The sequence below is a fragment of the Planococcus sp. PAMC 21323 genome, from assembly GCF_000785555.1.
Taxonomy (GTDB): domain Bacteria; phylum Bacillota; class Bacilli; order Bacillales_A; family Planococcaceae; genus Planococcus.
In genome coordinates this window covers 2,961,159-2,981,225 of the sequence record NZ_CP009129.1, presented here as the reverse complement: position 1 = coordinate 2,981,225, position 20,067 = coordinate 2,961,159, and the positions used below count along the sequence as shown (strand labels likewise).

The 20,067-nt window shown below is 39.1% G+C and carries 22 protein-coding genes; 16 read left to right on the top strand and 6 right to left on the bottom strand.

Annotated features, from left to right (window positions below):
- Positions 1 to 52: 52 nt before the first annotated feature.
- From PLANO_RS14700 to PLANO_RS14685, 4 genes are read right to left on the bottom strand one after another with little or no spacing between them, the layout of a single operon-like run.
- Complete coding sequence (locus PLANO_RS14700) at positions 53 to 1,621, bottom strand: ABC transporter substrate-binding protein (protein ID WP_038705171.1); 1,569 nt, start codon at positions 1,619 to 1,621, stop codon at positions 53 to 55.
- Positions 1,614 to 3,212 carry a nickel ABC transporter ATP-binding protein NikE gene (gene nikE, locus PLANO_RS14695; protein WP_052124342.1) on the bottom strand — a complete coding sequence of 533 codons (1,599 nt, stop codon included), beginning with the start codon at positions 3,210 to 3,212 and terminating at the stop codon, positions 1,614 to 1,616. The genes PLANO_RS14700 and nikE overlap by 8 nt, the downstream gene beginning before the upstream one ends.
- A complete protein-coding gene (locus PLANO_RS14690) occupies positions 3,193 to 4,044 on the bottom strand; it encodes an ABC transporter permease (protein ID WP_231554736.1) in 852 nt (283 codons plus the stop codon). The genes nikE and PLANO_RS14690 overlap by 20 nt, the downstream gene beginning before the upstream one ends.
- Positions 4,041 to 4,994 (bottom strand): ABC transporter permease, encoded by a 954-nt coding sequence (locus PLANO_RS14685; protein WP_038705170.1) that lies wholly within the window; start codon positions 4,992 to 4,994, stop codon positions 4,041 to 4,043. The genes PLANO_RS14690 and PLANO_RS14685 overlap by 4 nt, the downstream gene beginning before the upstream one ends.
- A 270-nt stretch (positions 4,995 to 5,264) precedes the next feature.
- Here PLANO_RS14685 and PLANO_RS14680 point away from each other — a divergent pair, with 270 nt between their 5' ends.
- From PLANO_RS14680 to PLANO_RS14645, 8 genes are all read left to right on the top strand, one after another.
- On the top strand, positions 5,265 to 5,795 hold the full coding sequence (locus PLANO_RS14680; RefSeq protein WP_269429580.1) for an RNA polymerase sigma factor SigV: 531 nt from the start codon (positions 5,265 to 5,267) through the stop codon (positions 5,793 to 5,795).
- Positions 5,792 to 6,664, top strand: a complete 873-nt coding sequence (locus tag PLANO_RS14675) for an anti-sigma-V factor RsiV (protein ID WP_038705169.1) — start codon at positions 5,792 to 5,794, stop codon at positions 6,662 to 6,664. The genes PLANO_RS14680 and PLANO_RS14675 overlap by 4 nt, the downstream gene beginning before the upstream one ends.
- Positions 6,665 to 6,812: 148 nt before the next feature.
- The gene (locus tag PLANO_RS14670) at positions 6,813 to 8,195 is read left to right on the top strand and encodes a polysaccharide deacetylase family protein (protein ID WP_052124341.1); all 1,383 of its coding nucleotides are present in this window, start codon (positions 6,813 to 6,815) and stop codon (positions 8,193 to 8,195) included.
- Positions 8,196 to 8,416: 221 nt separating this feature from the next.
- Entirely contained in the window at positions 8,417 to 8,848 is a 432-nt protein-coding gene (locus PLANO_RS14665; RefSeq protein WP_038705167.1) for a MarR family winged helix-turn-helix transcriptional regulator, read from the top strand.
- A gap of 87 nt (positions 8,849 to 8,935) precedes the next feature.
- On the top strand, positions 8,936 to 9,877 hold the full coding sequence (locus tag PLANO_RS14660; RefSeq protein ID WP_038705166.1) for a ring-cleaving dioxygenase: 942 nt from the start codon (positions 8,936 to 8,938) through the stop codon (positions 9,875 to 9,877).
- Between the two features lie 43 nt (positions 9,878 to 9,920).
- Complete coding sequence (locus tag PLANO_RS14655; RefSeq protein ID WP_038705165.1) at positions 9,921 to 10,526, top strand: flavin reductase family protein; 606 nt, start codon at positions 9,921 to 9,923, stop codon at positions 10,524 to 10,526.
- A 29-nt stretch (positions 10,527 to 10,555) separates the two neighbouring features.
- Positions 10,556 to 11,161: an alpha/beta hydrolase gene (locus PLANO_RS14650; RefSeq protein WP_038705485.1), complete on the top strand. Its 606-nt coding sequence runs from the start codon at positions 10,556 to 10,558 to the stop codon at positions 11,159 to 11,161.
- A 46-nt stretch (positions 11,162 to 11,207) separates the two neighbouring features.
- The gene (locus tag PLANO_RS14645; RefSeq protein ID WP_038705164.1) at positions 11,208 to 12,143 is read left to right on the top strand and encodes a ring-cleaving dioxygenase; all 936 of its coding nucleotides are present in this window, start codon (positions 11,208 to 11,210) and stop codon (positions 12,141 to 12,143) included.
- Positions 12,144 to 12,218: 75 nt separating this feature from the next.
- On the opposite strand, the gene PLANO_RS14640 is transcribed toward PLANO_RS14645, so the two are convergent.
- The gene (locus PLANO_RS14640) at positions 12,219 to 13,565 is read right to left on the bottom strand and encodes a murein hydrolase activator EnvC family protein (protein WP_038705163.1); all 1,347 of its coding nucleotides are present in this window, start codon (positions 13,563 to 13,565) and stop codon (positions 12,219 to 12,221) included.
- Between the two features lie 366 nt (positions 13,566 to 13,931).
- On the bottom strand, positions 13,932 to 14,396 hold the full coding sequence (locus PLANO_RS14635; RefSeq protein ID WP_038705162.1) for a universal stress protein: 465 nt from the start codon (positions 14,394 to 14,396) through the stop codon (positions 13,932 to 13,934).
- A gap of 185 nt (positions 14,397 to 14,581) precedes the next feature.
- Here PLANO_RS14635 and PLANO_RS14630 point away from each other — a divergent pair, with 185 nt between their 5' ends.
- From PLANO_RS14630 to PLANO_RS14595, 8 genes are all read left to right on the top strand, one after another.
- Positions 14,582 to 15,283 (top strand): Crp/Fnr family transcriptional regulator, encoded by a 702-nt coding sequence (locus tag PLANO_RS14630; RefSeq protein WP_052124340.1) that lies wholly within the window; start codon positions 14,582 to 14,584, stop codon positions 15,281 to 15,283.
- 151 nt (positions 15,284 to 15,434) lie between these two features.
- Complete coding sequence (locus PLANO_RS14625; RefSeq protein ID WP_038705161.1) at positions 15,435 to 15,557, top strand: hypothetical protein; 123 nt, start codon at positions 15,435 to 15,437, stop codon at positions 15,555 to 15,557.
- Between the two features lie 25 nt (positions 15,558 to 15,582).
- Positions 15,583 to 16,056, top strand: coding sequence for a cytochrome c oxidase subunit II (locus PLANO_RS14620; protein WP_038705160.1), 474 nt, complete (start codon positions 15,583 to 15,585; stop codon positions 16,054 to 16,056).
- Positions 16,053 to 17,705, top strand: a complete 1,653-nt coding sequence (locus PLANO_RS14615; protein WP_038705159.1) for a b(o/a)3-type cytochrome-c oxidase subunit 1 — start codon at positions 16,053 to 16,055, stop codon at positions 17,703 to 17,705. Before PLANO_RS14620 ends, PLANO_RS14615 begins: the two co-directional genes overlap by 4 nt.
- Before the next feature lie 222 nt (positions 17,706 to 17,927).
- Entirely contained in the window at positions 17,928 to 18,485 is a 558-nt protein-coding gene (locus tag PLANO_RS14610) for a methyltransferase family protein (RefSeq protein ID WP_038705158.1), read from the top strand.
- Positions 18,486 to 18,624: 139 nt separating this feature from the next.
- Positions 18,625 to 19,044 carry an organic hydroperoxide resistance protein gene (locus PLANO_RS14605; protein ID WP_038705157.1) on the top strand — a complete coding sequence of 140 codons (420 nt, stop codon included), beginning with the start codon at positions 18,625 to 18,627 and terminating at the stop codon, positions 19,042 to 19,044.
- Positions 19,045 to 19,067: 23 nt separating this feature from the next.
- Positions 19,068 to 19,505 (top strand): MarR family winged helix-turn-helix transcriptional regulator, encoded by a 438-nt coding sequence (locus PLANO_RS14600; RefSeq protein WP_038705156.1) that lies wholly within the window; start codon positions 19,068 to 19,070, stop codon positions 19,503 to 19,505.
- A gap of 35 nt (positions 19,506 to 19,540) precedes the next feature.
- On the top strand, positions 19,541 to 20,020 hold the full coding sequence (locus tag PLANO_RS14595; protein WP_038705155.1) for a glutathione peroxidase: 480 nt from the start codon (positions 19,541 to 19,543) through the stop codon (positions 20,018 to 20,020).
- Positions 20,021 to 20,067 lie beyond the last annotated feature (47 nt).

Below are 20,067 nucleotides of genomic sequence, written 5' to 3'. Positions count from 1 at the left end.
TCACCTAAAGTCATGTTTATGACCTTGGGTGACAGCCTTTCTTTAGATTTATTTAGTTTATTTCTTTATCCCATTCTTCGATATTCCACAAAACACCGAATCCGTGATGTCCAAGTGTCCGTGTACTGATTCCAGAAACTTGATCATTCACGCCGTATAACGCTTGAAGGTAAACCAGGAAGTTGTACGGTGGGTCAATGGTTAGTTCTTCTTGGAATTGGTGATACAAAGCTTTACGTTCATCTAGGTCTGTTGCAGTTCTCGCTTGTAATAGCAAATCGTCAACTTTTGAATTTTGGTATGAACCGAAATTGTATTGTCCATCGCCTATTTCACTGCTGTGGAACAAGCGGTACGTATGGTCATCCGGATCAAATTCACTGCCCCAGCCGATGATCAATGCTTCTTCACCATCGTATTGCACGGCATTTTGATCGACAGGTTTGGGTGTAGCGATTATGCCAAATGGTTTAAGTTGTTCAGAAACCACATTGGCGAGTGATACGCGTACCGTGTCTTGTATGGGGGACACCAATTCAAATTCAAAGCGCTGTCCATCTTTTGTCAGTACGCCATCTTGATCTTTAAGCCAACCAGCTTCTGCTAATAGCTGCTCAGCTTTTTCAGGATTGTACGTATATCCAGCTTTATTAGAAGTGCCTGCCCAAGAATTTTGTAAAGGACCGTATGCGGCTTCACCTTTACCAGCCAATATTCCTTTCACCAAATCGTCTCGGTTGATCGCATAGCTCATCGCTTGGCGAACTCGTTTATCTTGGAATAAAGGAAGATCGAAATTATACATGATAGCGCGGTAATCTGCCGTTGGAATTTCATGAACTGTGTACGGGTCATTTTCTTTCATCCCGGCCAATTGATTTGGGTTTACAAGGGCTAAATCAATTTCCCCAGTTTTCAACTGAATCATACGTGTATTCGCATCGGGCACGGCTTTAAAAACCACTTCGTCTAATTTAGGAGCGGGTCCATAATAGGCGTCGTTTCGCTCTAATGTAATGGTGTGGTCAGCACCCCAACTTTTCAATTGGAAAGGACCATTTCCGATAGGGTGTTGATTAAACTCAGTTGTATGAAGGTCTTCGCCTTGTAGTAAGTGTTCCGGGACAATCCCAATCTTCAACTTGTCGAGAAGAGGAGGAAAAGGCCGGTGCAATGTCATTTTAACCTCAAAGTCGCTTACTATTTCCACAGAGGCAATTTCGTTAAATTCACCAGAGATGGGTGTGTTAGTTTCTGGGTTTTGAATTTGATCAAATGTGAATTTCACGTCTTTTGCTGTTACCGGTTCGCCGTCTTGCCATGTCGCATCTTGGCGAAGTGTAAAGGTATAAGACAATTGGTCATCTGAAATTTCCCAGCTCTCAGCTAAATCAGGAGTGACTTGATTATCTTTATCCGGTTTAGTTAACCCGCGAAAAAGAAGGGTATCGATTTCCTGACTTTCGTCTAAAACCGGATTCACTTTTTCAATTTCCGTATTCATTCCATAAACGAGCTGCTTAATAGGGGGGGGATCCGCAGATGTACCTTTATCTTGAGCACATCCAGCAAGAGCGACCAAAGCAACAATCATTATAAGTTTCCATATTAATTTATTCATTCATATCCGCCTTTATCTTAGTAGTAGTGGGTGTTCGGTTAAATTCCAATCCCGTCATACAGGCTAATAATTGCTTTGTATAGGGGTCTGTTGTTAAATGTAATTCGTAGGCTGTTGCTTCTTCAGCAATCGTCCCTTTTTCCATTACGTAAAGTCGCTGACATGTTGCTAGCGCAACTTGAATGTCGTGTGTAATAAATAAAACCGCTAAATTTTCTTGTTCATTGATCGTCCGAATCAATGAAATTAGTTTTGCTTGCGAACTCATATCTAAGCTGGCAAATGGCTCATCTAATACGATCAATTCAGGCTCGAGGAGCAGCGCACGTGCCAAGGCAGCACGTTGGCGCATGCCGCCTGATAATTGGTGAGGATAAAGTTTGGCGTCGTTAGAAGACAAGCCAACTTGTTGAAGCGCGGCGTGTACGCGTTCGTCTTTTCTTTTTTTGTCTTCTTTTGTATAGTCTAATCCTTCGCCAATAATTTTTTCAACAGTCCATCGTGGGTTAAAGGAAGCGAGTGGGTCTTGATGAACCCATTGAATGCTTTGACGAAGAGGTTTTGACCCTAACCAACGGATGGTCCCACTTGAACATGTTTCTAAGTCGAGTATTAGCCGAGATAACGTGCTTTTGCCTCCGCCACTTTCACCGATCAATCCGACAATCTCACCTTTGGAAATATAAAGCGATACATCTGCTACAGCAGAAAACACGTCTTTTTTAAACCAGCTTTTCTTTGTGTAGTTTTTGGTTACATTGTCCACTTGCATCAACACGTCTCTACTAGAAGGCTTAGTCGATGTGCTTGGACGAGAAAGCAATAAATAATCTGCTAGCAATTGCTTAGCCTGTTGAGAACGTGGAGACATTAACAATTGTTCTGTAGGAGCGCATTCCACTATTTTTCCTTTACTCATGACAATGACTCGATCTGCAATTTTAGAGACCACACCAAGGTCGTGAGTGATAAATAAGACTGAGCTCTCCGTTTTTTCTTGCCAACTTTTTATTAATTGGATAATGTCCATTTGTGTTTGCAAATCGAGCGCAGTTGTCGGCTCATCAGCGATTAACAGAGTGGGATTCATCGAGATTGCTAAAGCTAATTGAACTCGCTGCCTCATGCCACCTGAAAGCTCATGTGGAAATGCATGGTAAACTTTTTCAGCATCATCAAATTTCATTTGATAAAGTAAATCGAGTGCTCGTTGTTTCGCATCTTTTTTGGATAAAGAAAGATGCGCTGCAAACAGTTCTAAGAAATGTCGTCCAATCGTTTGAATCGGATCAAATGTCTGCCAAGTATCTTGAAAGACAATGCCGATTTCTTTTCCAAGGTAATGTTTTCTTTCTTTAGTAGTCATTGAAAAAACCGAGACGCCAGAGAATTTGACGGTGCCTGCTTGAACAGCAATCCCTTCTGGGAGTAAATTAATCAAAGCTCGTGCAGTTAAGCTTTTTCCGGAGCCACTTTCTCCAATAATTGTGGTGATTGTATTTTTTTGAACAGAAAAAGAGATATCAGAAACAAGAGCTTGCTGTTGTTTAGCAAGTGTTAACTGATCCACTTCAAGAAGAAATCCAGTCATTTTTATCCCCCTTTCTAAACTGTGGAGCTGCAAAATGATCTTGCAACTTGTCTCCAAAGTAGTTAACAGCAAGAATGGTGAACGTAATGCAACTGGCCGGGAATACAGCTAGCCACCAAGCTCCTGAAAGCAAGTGAACTTGAGCTCCCATTAACATATTGCCCCACGAAGGTTCTTGAGGGGGAATCCCGATTCCTAAAAAACTAAGTGTCGCTTCTGCAAGAATTGCATGGCTGATTCCACTAACAGCGAGTACAATAATTGTTGGAATACTTTGCGGCAACATATGCCGGCGCAACAATTGAAAAGGCGAAGCACCGACAACGGTTGATGCTTGTATAAACACATCATTTTTTATAGCAATCAGTTCTGTGCGGATTAACCGTGCAATCGGCATCCAGCTTGTCAGGCTAATCACTAAAATAATAGACAACAGACTTGAGGAGAATACCATTTGAAGACCAATCATTAATAATAATGAAGGAATGCTTAAGAGTGCGTCGATCAAACGCATCATAATCTGGTCAAGTCGTCCGCCTACTAGCCCACTAATGGCTCCGTAAATGACACCTACCACTACAGAGACAACCATCGCAACGGTCCCGACAAGAAGAGAAACACGACCTCCGTATAACAGACGCGAAAAAACATCTCGCCCTAATTCGTCTGTCCCTAATATATGAGCAGAGCTCGGAGGCTGTAGCACACTGTTCATTTCAACAGTTAACGGGTTATGGATGGTCAGTAATGGTGCAAATACAATCGCAGCAAGAAGTACGCTAAATAAAGTAAGTGTAAGAGAGAGAAACCAATGACGTCTAATGTTCATCATTGTCCTTCCTCCAGTACATCATGACGTAACCTTGGATCAATCCATGCGCAAAGAAGATCGACAAGTAAATTAACAAGGATGACAAACACCATACTTAGCATGATGATGGCTAGTAAAACTGGGTAATCGTGAGCAAGTGCTGACTTTAATGCAAGTCGACCAAGTCCTGGCCAAGAAAAAATCGTTTCTACAACCACTGAACTTGCTAAAGCTACAGCAAGCGAAATTCCCGCATAAGACAATAATGGGATCGAAGCATTAGGCAAAAGATGATTTTTTAAAATAGACCAATCTGAAAAACCTCGTGCTTTTAACGCAAAGACAAAGCCGCTGTCTTTTGTCATAATGATGTGATTTCGTATAAGTCGAAGAAAGTAACCAACATGTGATAATGCGAGGACGAGTGAAGGCAGTATGAGGTAGCGGATTTCTCCGTTACCAATGCCAGATGTAGGCAATACGCCTAAATAAACCGAGAAGAAAATCATCAGCATCAAAGCAAACCAAAATGGAGGAATAGACAGGAAAACGAAGCTAATAATGGTTACTGCATGATCGTACAGTGAACGATGCTTTAATCCGGTAGATACACCGAAACATACAGCGAGTATAAGAATGAGGAACTGAGATGACAATAATAATAGGAAGGTTGGTTGCAAAGAACCTGCGACAACAGATGCAGCGTCCATGCCAGAAATGGTGGATTGGCCCCATTCACCTTGGAAAACTTGGCTTATCCATTTCGCATATTGCGTCGGAAGTGGTTCATCTAAACCCAAATTTTCTGTAATGCGAAGTCGATCAGCATCACTCAGCTTCTGTAGTTGATCTCCGTACATAGCAGCAGCGGGATCGCCGGGAAGAACACGGATAAAGGCAAAGCAAAGCACACTGCCAATTAGTAAAACAAAAAGCGATTCAACGATTCGCTTTAAAATAAAACGTCCCATTTTCTTCCTGCTTTCTATAAAGAATTGTGGATTTTAAGTGGTGAAAATAATAACACCATGCTCTATTCTATCATATAGACACCCCATTTAAAATCTTAACGAATACGAGTGGAATCCTTGGTTTAATCAACTTTATCGATGTTTTTTAGTAAGGAAATAGACGAGGGTTTTAGCCAATTTACAAACCAATATTACCTGCTGAAAAAAAGAAAGGACGATTCAAACTTTTTAATCGTTTAATCCGTCAAATAATAAGAACGTGTACGCGACATGTTGGAAATTAGAAAAGGTGAAAACTTTGTCATGACAAAAGCAGAAAAATTTAAACTCATAGAGAAATTTATAATCGAAAATCGAGAATCGCATTATCGACTTGCTTATAGCTATGTAAGAAACAAAGATACAGCACTCGATATTGTGCAAGATGCTATTTTGAAAGCGCTCAATTCGATTGATCGACTAGACGACATCAACTTATTAAAAACCTGGTTTTACCGAATTGTCATTAACACATCGATTGATTTTATTCGAAAAAATAAACGATCGACGGTAATGGACGATGAAGTGTTGAAAGTCTATTTGCCTCATTTAGAAAATGAACTGCATGATATGGATTTACAAGAAGCCATTGAACAACTTTCTCCAGAATACAAAACAGTGATTATTCTTCGGTTTTTTGAGGATTTAAAAATCGACACCATAGCAGAAATAACCGAACAAAATGTGAATACCGTTAAAACTAGACTGTATAGCGCCTTGAAAAAATTGCGCATTGAAATCGGAGGGGACCTTTGGTCATGAAAAAACTTGAGAAATTAAAAAAAGACTATGATGAAATTGAAATTCCATCAGAACTAGAAGGTCTTGTAAAAGACTCGATACGACAAGCAAAATCAGCACAGAAAAAGCCAAGGCGTGCAAAAAAATGGTCTCTCGCTTCAGCTGCAGCAGCGGCAATATTTGTTGGGAGCATCAATGTAAGTCCAGCATGGGCACAATCGATGTCATCGATTCCTGGACTTGGCGCGATTGTGGAGGTCTTTACCGTTCAAAAGGTAGCGATAGATGAAGAAACCTATCAAGCGAATCTTACGACACCTGCGATTGAAGGCTTAGAAAACAGTGAGTTACAAAATTCGTTAAATGAAAAATACATTGAGGAAAATAAAGTGCTTTTAGAACAATTTGAACAAGAAATTGCGGGCATGAAAGAGATTGGCGAGGGACACCTTGGAATTGATACAGGATATGAAGTCATCACTGACACAGAGCAATTGCTGTCTATTGCGCGTTATGAAGTTGAAATCGGTGGGTCATCTTCAATGACGATGAAGTATGACACCGTTGATAAAGAAAATAGTGTATTAATCACCTTGCCAAGTCTTTTCAAAGACGACCAGTACATTGACGTGATCAGTTTATATATTGCGGATGAAATGAAAAGACAAATGGCTGTAGATGAAGAAATTTCTTATTTTACTTCAGACGATATAACATCAGGATTTAGCGCCATTAAACCGGATCAAAAATTTTATATCACCCCAACAAACAAACTAGTGATTGCATTTGATGAGTACGAAGTAGCAGCGGGGTATATGGGAGTTGTAACATTTGAAATTCCAACAAACATATTGAAAGACTTGTTGGTAAGTGATCGATACATTAACTAGTTCTGATTGTAGAAGCAGTAAATAACTCAAGGAGTTTACTGCTTCTATAAAATTGCATAATAATTTTAAAATATTTCTTACTTTATCCAAACTATTTTTGATAAGTATCCGTCTAACTTTTTTATAAACAATTAAAGGAGTTTTAGTCGTGAACAGAAAAAATCAAAAACGTCGTTCTTTTTGGATAAATGCTTTATTAATCTTTTTTATAGGGATACTCACAGTTTCTACATTTAGTTTAATCACGATGGCTACAAAGAAAGAAAATGCCTCAACACCTGAAGCAACTAAAGTGACGGTACCAACTAAAATTATGTTTAATACAGCTGAATCTGATGTTCCAGGTATAAAAATCATTACGGAAACGTCAACTAATGCAGCGGCTCCTTTTGTTCTTCAATATCCACAAACCAAACATAGCACTCATAATAAAGCTATTTTTCAATACATAAAAAGAGCGAAAGAAGATTATTTAACGAAAGCTAAGAACGGAAAAATCAAAGGAAGTTTGAAGATTTCTTATGAAATCATCCCTCATTCTTCAAAAAATTATTCGATTGTGTTAACGACCAACCGAGTGATTGGAGATGCTAGTGAACAGCAGGGAGTAGAATCATTTCATTGGAATCTTGAAACAGGTGAAAGTTTCACCATTTCGGATATCCTCAGCAATGATTCAAAACATTTAATGGTTTTATCTACGTTAGTACGTCACGATCTATATAATAACTCAACTGTGACTAAAGAGTTTTTCCAAGAAAAAATTCGTGTAGAGACAGAACCAATTTGGGCAAACTTTGAACGATTTGCAGTTACAGATGAATCCATTATGTTTTATTTCGGTGAATCTGAAGAAGGGATAGGCATTGGTAATCCTCTAGTTGCAACCGTTCCATTAACTACGATTAATGAGTTGCTCGCTGAGCCATTCCAATTACCGATAGAAGAGAAGGAAGAGGGAGTGACACAAGCACCTGACGAGACAAAGAAGAAAGTCGCTTTAACATTTGACGATGGACCCAATCCAAAAACAACTATGCAAATACTCGAGACATTAGACAAATATGATGCTCAGGCCACGTTTTTTATGTTAGGAATTATGGTAAAAGCCTATCCTGAAATCGCGAAAAAAGTTCAAGAGGCTGGTCACGAAATCGGCAATCATTCATGGAATCATCCGGATTTAACAAAGCAAAGTACAGAAAAAATACAAAGTGAAATCAGAGACACGAACACAATTATTGAAATGGTTACAGGTGAAAATCCAACTAGCTTCAGACCGCCATACGGAGCAGTAAATGCAGCTGTTCGCCAACAAACAAATTTATCTATAGTTTTGTGGAACGTGGATACGCTCGATTGGAAAGATCGTGATGCCTATCAATTACTGGTTAATGTGAAACGTGATGTGAAAAATGGTAGTACAGTCCTTATGCACGATATCCACCAATCAACAGCAGACGGCCTTGATGCAGTATTAGCTTATTTACAAAGTGAAGGCTACACTTTCGTCAAAGTTTCAGACTTGTAACAATCGGTTTCAAATTAAAAACAATATCAAAAAAGAGACGTGGTATAAATCCACGTCTCTTTTTTGATGTCATATATGGATTACAGGAGCCTAGTGTGTATTGTGTCCCCTTGTATTCAATCAAAGATATTGACGATTGAAACTTACCATGATAATATTATCTCATATTAAAGATATATTAATTAAAGATAATTAATTCGAAGGTAAATGGGGTGAACTCAATGGAATTGCCAAATCTCAATTTAAAAGCATTGACCGTTTTAATTCGGGCAACAGATGCTCTTCATGAGGTCATAAAAAAGGATGTCGCCCAATATAAATTGAATCCTACTGAATTTTCGGTTTTAGAATTACTGTACCATCAGGGAAAACAGCCGATTCAACTCATTGGTAAAAAAGCATTGATCGCTAACAGCATCACGTATGTGATTGATAAATTAGAAGAAAAAAGCTATGTTGTTCGAAATGCCTGTTCACAAGACCGCCGCGTAACGTATGTCGAGCTAACGGATGAAGGTCAACAATTAATGAAGAAAGTATTCCCGCATCACGAAAAAGTGATCAACGAAGTATTTCAAAACATCGATCAAACTGAGATAGAAGCACTTATCGAAAGTGTCAAAAAGATTGGTTACCAAGCTCAAAAGAAATAAATTTTTTTAAATGACTATCTCGAATTAAAGATAAATGAGGCGCCTGATTACTAGAAAATTGTTTTTTCAAAGAAAGGGAGGGTAATGATGAATAGAATTGCAGGACATCATCATATTTCGATGGTTACTAAAAAAGGACATGAAACAGATCATTTTTACCGGGAAATATTAGGGCTTCGCCGAGTGAAAAAGACGGTTAACCAGGAAGACCCAAGTATGTATCATTTATTTTATGGTGACTTGACGGGAAGTGCCGGTACCGAACTCTCTTTCTTTGAAATTCCGATGGTTGGTAGAACAAAACGCGGAACAAATGCAATCACACGCATTGGATTGCTTGTTCCGTCTTATGACAGTTTACTGTATTGGAAGAAAAGGTTTGAATCACTAGAAGTACAGCATGGAGAAATCACCAACTATGCGGATCGAGAAGCGCTCTATTTTGAAGATGGTGAAGGGTTGCGACTCGTATTATTGAACAATAATGGTGAAGACGTCCCTGACCATTGGCAAGAATGGCAAGAGTCGGCAGTTCCTTCTGAACACCGCATAGTAGGAATGGGTGCAGTAGAAATGACGGTTCAGTCAAAACAGAGCTTAGGGAATGTCTTAACCAACTTGTTAGGATATGAACTTGCTTTAGAGCAAGGTCATGAGGCTGTATACCAATCTGTCACAGGACAAGCGTTTGGTGAGATCGTGGTGGTTGAGCAAGATGGTCCGAAAGAAAAGCCTGGAAAAGGGAGTATTCATCACTTGGCGATTCGCGTGAAAGACGGCGAGGAACTAAGAGAATGGGAACAAAAGATTATAGACTTTGGCTTAAAAGTCACGAAAATAATCGACCGTTATTATTTTGAGAGTTTGTATTTCCGAGATGAAAACGGAATCTTGTTTGAGATGGCAACAGACGGACCTGGTTTTACAATCGATTCAACAATCGAGTTGTTAGGAAAAAATCTGGACTTACCACCTTTTCTAGAAGATAGAAGAGCTGGAATTGAAGAAATGTTAGAACCAATTGAATAACTTAATCCATATTCAATACTCAATAGAAAAGAGGTAATTCACAATGATTTCGATCAATCCGAAAGAAAATAGCGAGCGAGACAATTACAAACTATTAATTGGTTCCATTATTCCGCGACCAATTGCATTTATCACCACACAATCTGAATCAGGTGTTGTGAACGGAGCACCATTTAGTTATTTCAACATTGTCTCTTCAAATCCACCAATGGTATCTGTGGCGATACAACGACCGACTGATACATTGAAAGACACGGCACGAAACATTTATGATTCAGGCGAATTCGTTGTGCATATTGTAGATGGTGAAAATGTTGCAAAAATCAATGAAACAGCAGCATCTTTGCCACCGTCAGAAAGTGAAATAGAAAAATCTGATTTAACGCTCATTCCAAGTACAGAAATTTCAGTACCTGGTGTAAAAGAAGCGAAAGTGCGTATGGGATGTCGTTTAGTACAAGCCATCCCTTTAGGCGGAGATGGACCTGGTAGTGATTTGTTTATTGGAGAAGTTATTCAATTTCATGTGGATGAAGAAATATATGAAAGTGGTCGTATTGATCCTAGAGGATTAGGGGCAGTTAGCCGTTTAGCAGGTACAAATTATGCGCATATAGGCGAAATTTTTTCAATCGAAAGACCAAAATAATAAAAAGAAAAGAGGAATAATAAATGAAAATGGAACATGTTTTTAGAAAAGGAACAAATCCAGAAAAACCGGTATTATTGTTATTACACGGAACAGGCGGAAATGAAAATTCACTCTTGTCACTTGCACCGATGATTGACTCAGAAGCATCTGTCCTTAGTGTACGAGGAAATGTTTCAGAACAAGGCATGCCTCGATTCTTCAGACGCTTAAGCGAAGGCGTATTTGATGAAGAGGATTTAGTATTCCGTACGAATGAACTCAATGAATTTTTAGATGAAGCGGCAGCGAAATATGAATTCAACCGCAATAACATCGTCGCTATTGGTTATTCAAATGGTGCAAACATCGCAGCAAGTTTGTTATATCACTTTAAAGATGCAATAACAGGCGCTATTTTACATCACCCAATGGTGCCATTACGCAATATTGAACTGCCAGACCTCTCAGAAAGAAAAGTCTTTATCGCAGCCGGAACGAATGATCCGATTTCACCGGTAAAAGAAGCAGAAGAACTTCATGAGATGCTGAAATCTGCAAAAGCTTCTGTGGAAGTTCATTGGGAAAACAATGGCCACCAATTAACCGGAAGTGAAGTAGAAGCTGCAAGACAATGGTATAACGATAGATTTTAAAAAGACAAACCAAATAAAAAGTTCGCGTAATAGAGGAGGAAACAATATGAAAAAAACTACTGGAATTCACCATATAACAGCAATCGTAGGGCACCCGCAAGAAAACGTTGATTTTTATGCGGGTGTACTCGGTTTAAGATTAGTTAAAAAAACGGTAAACTTCGATGACCCAGGAACATACCACTTGTACTTTGGAAACCAAGGCGGCGAACCTGGAACGATTATTACGTTTTTCCCGTGGGCAAATGCATTTCAAGGGAAAATTGGAGCAGGGCAAGTTGGCGTTATCTCGTTTGTTGTGCCAACTGGCGCATTGTCATTCTGGGAAAATCGTTTAGGAAAACTCAACATCAACTTTGCAAAAGAACAACGTTTTAACGAAACGTTTATAACGTTTGAAGATCCTCACGGCCTACAACTTGAGTTGGTAGAACGACAAGCTGGAAAACAAAATGATTTTGCATTTGGAGATGTTACTCCAGAAGTCGCGATTAAAGGATTTGCAGGTGCCACTTTACTTTCGGCACGTCCAGAGCAAACGGCAAAAACGCTTGAAGAAGTGATGGGACTTGAGAAAGTTGGAGAAGAAGGCGACTTAATCCGTTTCCGTTCTTCTAGTGAAATTGGCAATATCATCGACTTGAAAGCGACACCTCTTGGTCGTGGAGAAATGGGTGTTGGAACTGTGCACCACATTGCTTGGCGTGCAAATGACGATCAAGATCAAGTGGAATGGCAAGAATTTGTTCGCAACCAAGGCTTTGGTGTAACAGAAGTAAAAGACCGCAATTATTTTAATGCCATTTACTTTAGAGAACATGGAGAAATCTTGTTTGAAATCGCAACAGATCCTCCAGGATTTGCACATGATGAATCACTTGAAACAATGGGAGACAACTTAATGTTGCCTCCACAATATGAGCAGCACCGTGAAAAAGTAAAAGAATCCCTTATCCCATTTGAAGTTCGTTCGATAGATTGAAGCATTAGCTTTGACGTCATAAAGTAAAAAGAAAAAACGCCGAATTCTCAGTAGAGAATTCGGCGTTTTAGTCTATTATCGTACGTAAGGAGCAGGGTTAACTGCGTTTGAACGCGAGCCATTCCAAGGTCCTACGTGAATTTCAAAGTGAAGGTGAGTCCCAGTCGAACGACCAGTGTTACCCATACCGCCAACTTGTTGACCTTGTGATACAGATTGACCTACTGATACGTTGATAGAATTCATGTGTGCATAAACAGTAGCGTGCGTACGTCCGTTAATCGAATGTGTAACGATAACAACATTTCCGTATCCACCCATGTTACCAGCGTAAGAAACGATACCGCTAGCTGCAGCAGAGATAGGAGTACCAGGTACATTCGCAATATCCATACCAAGATGTGATTCTGCGCCAACGCCAATATCACGTCCACCAAATCCAGAAGTAAAGCGTCCAGATGCAGGTAGGATGAATGTTGACCCACCAGAAGATGGTGCAACAGCTTGCACAGGTGCAGCGGATGCTGTTGATGCTGTTGATGCTGTAGATGTTGCTGATTTCTTAGCCGCAGCTACTGCTGCAGCTTTACGTGCTGCTGCTTCTTTAGCTAGGCGTTCCGCTTCAGCTTTACGTGCGATTTCTGCAAGTCGTGCTTGTTCAGAGGCAATTTGTTTTTCAAGTGCCGCGCTGATATCTGCTGTTTCATTGTGTTCCATTTCAAGAGTTGATTTTTCTTTAGCTAAGCGTGCTTGTTCAGCTTTTAAATCAGCTTCTAGTTGTGCTTGTTCTTTTTTCTGAGAGTCTAATGAATTTTTTAAGTCGACTAGTTCAGCTTTTTTCGCTTCTTGTTCGGCTAATTTTGTTTCAACTTCAGCTTTTTGTTCAGCCAGAAGTTTTTTATCAGCTGCTTGTTCACGCATAATTTCACGGTCTGCTTCGATTAAGATATTAACTGCTGAAAAGCGGTCAATAAAATCAACGAAACTATTTGCACCTAATAATACATCTATATAATCTACTGATCCACCACTCATTTGAATGGCACGAGCACGTTCTTTTAATAATTCTTCGCGTTCAGCGATTTTTCTTTCCAATTCTTCAATAGACTTTCTCAATTTATCGATTTCCACTTTTGTTTGATCGATTTCGGCTTGAGCAACGTCAATTTTGTTTTGTGTCTCAACGATTTGATTATCTAACTCGCTAATTTTAGCGATGATTTTTTCAAGAGTAGTTTGGTTCTGTGAAATCTCGCTTGATTTTTGCTGAATTCCAGCGTTTAGTTCACTTTGCTTTTGTTGAACCTCTTGCTGTTTTTTTTCTAAATCGCTTAATTTATCAGCATTTGCGGAAGGCAAAAACATGGTTAAAGCCAATAAAGTCGATAAAGCGACTGTTAAAAATTTTGATGATCTATTCAAAACGATTGCGCCCCTTTCATATCCGTGACTATCTATAAGTTATCGTGAAATTCTTTACATAAAAATGATTTCTCCTACGGTTTTTGGTATCCGTTAGGAAAAATCCAGCAGAATCATTGTAACACCACATAAACCTATTTATTATTACAGTTTCTTATCAATTTCAATGCATACATGACAAACTATCAGAAAATAGTAATAAAATGCTCATTTTTAACATAAAAATGCTTTGTATTTAGATTTTTCAGTAAATAATTATGGTTTTATTAACCATTTGAGTTTAATGGTGGGGATTTTTGTGTGGAGAGACAGAGTTGAAAGCAAAAAAATAAGCCTTTCCCAATAAATTCGGGAAAGGCTTATTAGTTATTCGTCTGCTAATACATCTTCTTGTTCTCTACGGACAATAAGTACGTCGCATTTTGCGGTACGAACAATTCGCTCTGAGACACTTCCCATTACGAATCGTTCAGCAGCATTTAATCCTGAAGCACCACAAATGATGACATCAATATTAAATTTAGGTGCGAGTTCTTTCGGAATGGCGATTTTAGGTACACCGTATTCGATGATGACATTTACGTTTTCAACACCAGCAGCGAGTGCTTCTTCTTTGTACTTTGCTAATAGTTCTTCAGATGTTTTTTTGGTGCGATCTGCAATTGTACGGTCATATGCTTCAATCGAACCAAACGAACGGTTATCAATGATGTGTGCAAGATGCAATGTAGCGTTATTTCGAGTAGCAGCAGCTAACCCTTTCTTAAAAGCGAGTTCTGATTCTTTCGAGCCATCAATGGCTACGAGAATATTGGAATATTTTAATGTCATTAAGCATTCCTCCTTATGTCTCTATAGTAAGCATTCGCCGTCGTGCATTAGAGTTCCTTCTCGAATTCCCTACCATATTAGTCAAAAGTGTCCATAACGTGAATCTTCATATTAATTCACAAAATTTATGTGGTAAAATAGACCAACAAGAATAGTTCGATAGATAGTAGGGAGGCAGATGCGGTTTGAAAACCAATTTAGGAAATACAGACGCATTAACAGGAATAGAAGAATTAAAGTCTATCCGCCACCAAGTAAAGGAAATAAAGAAAGAACGTTTTTTGTTTCGAGAAGGAGACTTTGCTGAAAATGTTTATATAGTTCAATCTGGGAAAGTTAGGATTGAAAAAGTAACGCCGAATGGCCGAGAATTGACCTTGAAGATTAGTGGACCAGGACAGCTTGTTGGAGAAGTGACAATTTTCTCAGAGACACCTAAATATATGCTTGCTGCCCGGGCGATTGAAGATACCGTTTATCTTCAAATTTCGATAAAAGATTTGGAAGAAGCGTTAGAGGTAAATGGTCGACTTTCTATTGCGTTCATGAAGTGGATGGGAATAGATCAACAAAAAACGCAAACGAAGTTTCGAGATCTCTTGCTTCACGGCAAAAAAGGCGCACTATATTCTACACTGATTCGACTTTCCAATAGTTACGGAGTGAAAACAGAAAGTGGAATCTTAATTGATATTGTACTGACCAATCAAGAATTGGCGAATTTTTGTGGAATGACTAGAGAAGTAGTTAATCGGATGCTAGGAAATCTTAAAAAGAATGGAACAATAAGTTTGCGTGAAGGAAAGATTTTTATTCATGATTTAGAGCATTTAAAGACGGAAACCAATTGCGAAAACTGCCCAATTTATTTATGTAAAATTGATTAAGTAAATGAGCTTGCCATGAGGCAGGCTTTTTTTTGTCTTAAATTTGTCTATTTAATAAAAATAAGCAGTGGGTGTGATAAATGTCACAGTGTGAAGTCTAGAAATAACATAGGCTAAAAGTAAAGTTTGTAGGAATGAGGAGTGAGAGCAAATGGGTCAGAGAAAATCAGAGCCAGAGGTCAATTTGAAAGGTACGTTTGTAAGTGTTCTTATAGTAGGGCTCGTCATTGTCGTGATGTGGGTAGCCGTTTATTTATTGTATGTAGCTCGTTAACGTAAAACGAAAGGAGTAGATTAAAATGCATCTACATAAATATGAAAAAATTTGGCTGATATTAGGGATAGCATCGCTAATCGTGTTTTTAAGTGTAGTGGGAGTGAGTGCATTCTCTCAGAATCACACCCCTGCTGGTGGGATGGAAACCATTGATCCAAAAAAAGTAAATGAAACTGCGCCGTTTGATAAGCCAGGTGTTACGCAATTAGATGACAATACCTATCAAGCAACGATAGTGGCGATGGCTTTTGGCTACACCGCTCCCGAATTGAGAGTTCCGGTGGGGAAAGAAGTTATCTTTAAAGTCACCAGTACCGATGTAGTTCATAGTTTTACCATTGATAATACGAAAGTAAATATGATGGTCGTTCCAGGGCGGATTACAACAAAATCTTATACTTTTGAAAAACCCGGCACTTATTTAATTCTTTGTAATGAATACTGTGGAACAGGTCACCATATGATGTATACAGAAATAGAGGTGTATGAAGAATGATTGCTTTACAAGATCGTAAACTCGCTTTATGGAATATTGGTGTCGCGTATGCCGCATTTTTAATCGGAACCCTATGCGGATTGCTTCAAGTTTTTATCCGTAATGACGCGCTTCAATTACCTGCTTGGCTAGATTATTATCAAATTTTAACGGCACACGGCGTTTTACTTGCTCTTATCTTTACGACATTTTTTATTTTCGGCTTTTTTATTACAGGCATGAGTAAAAGTCTCGGCAACTTTGGACCAAAAGTTCTCTTGTTTTCATGGATTGGCTTTTGGGTGACCTTGCTTGGAACCGTAATGGCAACGGTCATGATTGTTTCTGGACAAGCTTCGGTTATGTATACATTTTATGCTCCGTTACAAGCAAGTGGGTTTTTCTATGTAGGACTGGCACTCGTCATTATTGGCACATGGATTAGCAGTTTTGCATTGGTGGGCCACTACCGCGTATGGCGTAAAAACCATAAAGGTCAATTAAGCCCATTGTTTGCTTTTATGACGATTACAACGATTATTATGTGGATCATTGCCTGTCTGGGTGTAGTAGCGACGGTCTTGTTTCAATACATTCCTTGGGCGTTCGGATGGACCGATACGATTGACGTCGAACTCAGTCGCTCACTATTTTGGTATTTTGGTCATCCATTAGTTTACTTTTGGTTATTGCCAGCTTATATGGCTTGGTATGTAATCGTACCAAAGCTTTTAGGTGTAAAAGTATTCAGTGATTCACTTGCCCGCATGTCTTTTGTGCTCTTTATCCTGTTTTCGATTCCAGTTGGATTTCATCATCAACTAACCGAACCAGGGATTTCGAACTTTTGGAAGTTTCTTCAAGTAGTGTTGACGTTTATGGTCATTGTTCCTTCATTAATGACGGCGTTCTCGATGTTTGCGACATTTGAAATTGCGGGACGCAAAAATGGCGGCAAAGGTCTTTTTGGGTGGTTTACAAAACTGCCATGGAAAGACATTCGATTTACATCTATTTTTATCGCTATGCTGTTCTTTATTCCCGGTGGAGCTGGCGGAATTATCAATGCAAGTTTCCAGTTAAACGAAGTGGTTCACAATACGTTATGGATTGTGGGACATTTCCATATTACGGTTGGAACTCCTGTAGCGATGACATTTATGGGCGTAACATTTTGGCTGATCCCTTATTTAACAGGGCGTAAATTTACGAAGTCGATGAAAGTCTTAGGACTTGTTCAAATTATCACGTGGTCGATTGGTATGGTTTTAATGTCGACAGCGCAGCATTTGTTAGGACTTCTTGGAGCACCAAGAAGAACAGCGTACTCTGGTTATAACGACCACCCTGCTGCAATGGAATGGTTTGACGGTATCTTAACCAATCATGTGACGATGGCAATTGGAGGTAGCATCTTGTTTGTATCGGCAATGATCTTGATTTATATCGTCGTCATGACCATGTTCTTGTCGCCAAAAGCAGTCGACGCAAAAGACATCGTCGATTTCCCGCTAGCAGAAAGCGATATGACAAACACCCCCAAATGGTTAGAAAATTGGTGGATTTGGATTGGACTTGCTGCAGCACTTATTGCTTTGGCCTATGCGATTCCATTAACGCATATGATTCAACATGCACCGCCAGGCTCAGAAGGATTCAAAACGTGGTAGGAGTTGAGGGACAATGTTCACTATGGTTTTGTCATTAATGGTTGTGTTTATCGCGTTTACCGCGATGTTAGTTGAAATATCTTCGATGGAAGAATAAAGCGAAGGCAGTCAAGAATTCTTATTACAAGAGTTCTTAACTGTCTTTTGTGTTTTAGAATAGTAGTAATCGTTTATCGCTTTCTATAGTATATAAGGAAAGAAACAGGAAGTTGGGACTTAGCGATGACGATCATGGAATGGATGTTTACAGCGATAAGCGTTTTTTGGTTGAGTGAATTTATTATTTTTCGCAATCGTGGAGTTGGTCAAGGAGATTCGTTGGAAAAACGTACGTTTGTTGCAATTTTTGGTGTATTAATCGCTACTATTCTATTGGCGTATTTGTTACAAGAACTCCAGCCGTTCCAAATGGTAGCGTTTGTTGGACAAGTGGTGGGAATCATCTTTCTTGCTACAGGAGTGTTTTTACGTTTTTGGGGGATTATCCACTTGAAATCACAATTCACACGTTACGTTACAGTTCGAGAGGGCGATAAAATAGTTAGTACCGGTCCTTACCGGAAGCTACGGCACCCACTTTATACAGGATTGTTTTTAATAACGCTTGGCATGGCTTTATTCTTTGGTAGCTTAGTTGCCACACTTGTAGGAGGCATTGCGATGGTATGGGCCTTACTTCGGCGCATCAATTACGAAGAGCGTTTGCTCATTGAAAAGTTCGGTCCAGATTATGAGCTTTGGATGAAGCAGCGCGCGAGATTAATCCCATTTGTTTATTAATAAGTTCTAACCTAAAGCTTTTATTCTTCTGAACAGAGAATGAAAGCTTTTTTAGTCTATGAGCAGTTCTTTTTACATCGTGTACGATATAGTTTATTATAAGTCGTGTACGATATAAATGGATGGAGGACTACATACAATGAAAACACTATTTGAAACAACAATGACGAATACAGGCGGAAGAGACGGAGCGGTATATTCTCCGGACAATATTTTTTATATGGACGTAGCAAAACCACAAGCGCTCGGAGGTTCTGCTACAACTGCAACAAATCCAGAGCAACTTTTTGCGGCTGGCTATAGTGCATGCTTTAACAGTGCGTTGGAATTGGTGCTTGAAGCTGATAAAGTAGAGATAGAGAAAAGTGAAGTGACTGCAACTGTTGCGTTGATAGGAGACAAAGCAGATGGCGGCGTGAAACTAGCGATAAAACTAGTGGTAGATATTACTGGTATTGCTGAAGAATTAAAACAACAATACGTCGAAAAAGCGCATAAAACTTGCCCGTATTCAAAAGCTATTCAAGGATCTGTGGATGTAGAAATAACCGTTTTATAATAATTAGTATAGGTGAGATGTAAATGGCAAACCCAACGAAATTAGAGCAACAATTATGTTTTGAAGTGTATAAAGCTTCAAGTAATTTTTCGAAAATGTATGCAAGAGCATTAGAGCCTTTCAACTTAACTTTTTCGCAATACTTAGTACTGCTCGTTCTTTGGGACGAGCACGAGTTATTGTCAAAAGATATTGGGGAACGATTAGGGCTTGGGACAGGCACCTTAAATCCAATTATTAAGCGGATGATAGACAACGGTCATTTAACAAAGCAACAATCTGAAAAAGATAAACGTGCATTTGTGATTTCGTTAACGGAAAAAGCGAGAAAAGAACAACCAGCTATCGAAAGAGCCGTTTTTGAAAAAGTTGAGAGCTGTAATTTTATGGGCGTAAATGCGATGACATTAATGATTAATTTAAAAGAGTTGAACGCAGCCTTCAAAACCATGAATTTTTAAGAGCGTCATAAATTAGTAAATGAGGAGTGAGCAAGATGAATATTTATGATATTGAAGTACCAAAACCAAACGGCGAAGTATATCCATTGAGTGAATACAAAGGCAAAGCCATGTTAATTGTTAACACAGCAACAAAATGCGGGCTACGCGATCAGTTTGATGGACTCGAAAAAATGTACGCCGAGTATAAAGAACAAGGATTGGTTGTTTTAGGATTTCCATCTAACCAGTTTAAGCAAGAAGAAGCTACAGGTGCAGAAGCACAGGAAGCTTGCCGCATGACATACGGTGTGACTTTCCCGATGCATGATTTAGTAAAAGTCAACGGCGCAGATGCACATCCGTTGTTTACTTATTTAACGAGCAACACGAAAGGGTTTTTAACAAGCGGCATCAAATGGAATTTCACGAAATTTTTAGTGGATCAAGATGGCAATATTGTTTCTCGATTTTCTCCAAAAGATACACCAGAATCGTTTAAAAAAGACATCGAAAAAGTACTTACTCGCTCGTAACGAGAAGGTTTCTGTTTCACTAGCGGTTGCGATGTGATAAGCTGTAC

Excerpts from the sequence above, each read along its gene's own strand:
- PLANO_RS14700 (WP_038705171.1), bottom strand. The coding sequence starts at position 1,621 with ATGAATAAATTAATATGGAAACTTATAATGATTGTTGCTTTGGTCGCT.
- nikE (WP_052124342.1), bottom strand. The coding sequence starts at position 3,212 with ATGACTGGATTTCTTCTTGAAGTGGATCAGTTAACACTTGCTAAACAA.
- PLANO_RS14645 (WP_038705164.1), top strand. The coding sequence starts at position 11,208 with ATGAAAAAAACTACTGGAATTCACCATATAACAGCAATCGTAGGGCAC.
- PLANO_RS14610 (WP_038705158.1), top strand. The coding sequence starts at position 17,928 with ATGACGATCATGGAATGGATGTTTACAGCGATAAGCGTTTTTTGGTTG.
- PLANO_RS14605 (WP_038705157.1), top strand. The coding sequence starts at position 18,625 with ATGAAAACACTATTTGAAACAACAATGACGAATACAGGCGGAAGAGAC.
- PLANO_RS14675 (WP_038705169.1), top strand. The coding sequence starts at position 5,792 with ATGAAAAAACTTGAGAAATTAAAAAAAGACTATGATGAAATTGAAATT.
- PLANO_RS14650 (WP_038705485.1), top strand. The coding sequence starts at position 10,556 with ATGGAACATGTTTTTAGAAAAGGAACAAATCCAGAAAAACCGGTATTA.
- PLANO_RS14600 (WP_038705156.1), top strand. The coding sequence starts at position 19,068 with ATGGCAAACCCAACGAAATTAGAGCAACAATTATGTTTTGAAGTGTAT.
- PLANO_RS14660 (WP_038705166.1), top strand. The coding sequence starts at position 8,936 with ATGAATAGAATTGCAGGACATCATCATATTTCGATGGTTACTAAAAAA.
- PLANO_RS14685 (WP_038705170.1), bottom strand. The coding sequence starts at position 4,994 with ATGGGACGTTTTATTTTAAAGCGAATCGTTGAATCGCTTTTTGTTTTA.
- PLANO_RS14665 (WP_038705167.1), top strand. The coding sequence starts at position 8,417 with ATGGAATTGCCAAATCTCAATTTAAAAGCATTGACCGTTTTAATTCGG.
- PLANO_RS14690 (WP_231554736.1), bottom strand. The coding sequence starts at position 4,044 with ATGATGAACATTAGACGTCATTGGTTTCTCTCTCTTACACTTACTTTA.
- PLANO_RS14595 (WP_038705155.1), top strand. The coding sequence starts at position 19,541 with ATGAATATTTATGATATTGAAGTACCAAAACCAAACGGCGAAGTATAT.
- PLANO_RS14625 (WP_038705161.1), top strand. The coding sequence starts at position 15,435 with ATGGGTCAGAGAAAATCAGAGCCAGAGGTCAATTTGAAAGGTACGTTT.
- PLANO_RS14680 (WP_269429580.1), top strand. The coding sequence starts at position 5,265 with ATGTTGGAAATTAGAAAAGGTGAAAACTTTGTCATGACAAAAGCAGAA.
- PLANO_RS14635 (WP_038705162.1), bottom strand. The coding sequence starts at position 14,396 with ATGACATTAAAATATTCCAATATTCTCGTAGCCATTGATGGCTCGAAA.
- PLANO_RS14620 (WP_038705160.1), top strand. The coding sequence starts at position 15,583 with ATGCATCTACATAAATATGAAAAAATTTGGCTGATATTAGGGATAGCA.
- PLANO_RS14655 (WP_038705165.1), top strand. The coding sequence starts at position 9,921 with ATGATTTCGATCAATCCGAAAGAAAATAGCGAGCGAGACAATTACAAA.
- PLANO_RS14615 (WP_038705159.1), top strand. The coding sequence starts at position 16,053 with ATGATTGCTTTACAAGATCGTAAACTCGCTTTATGGAATATTGGTGTC.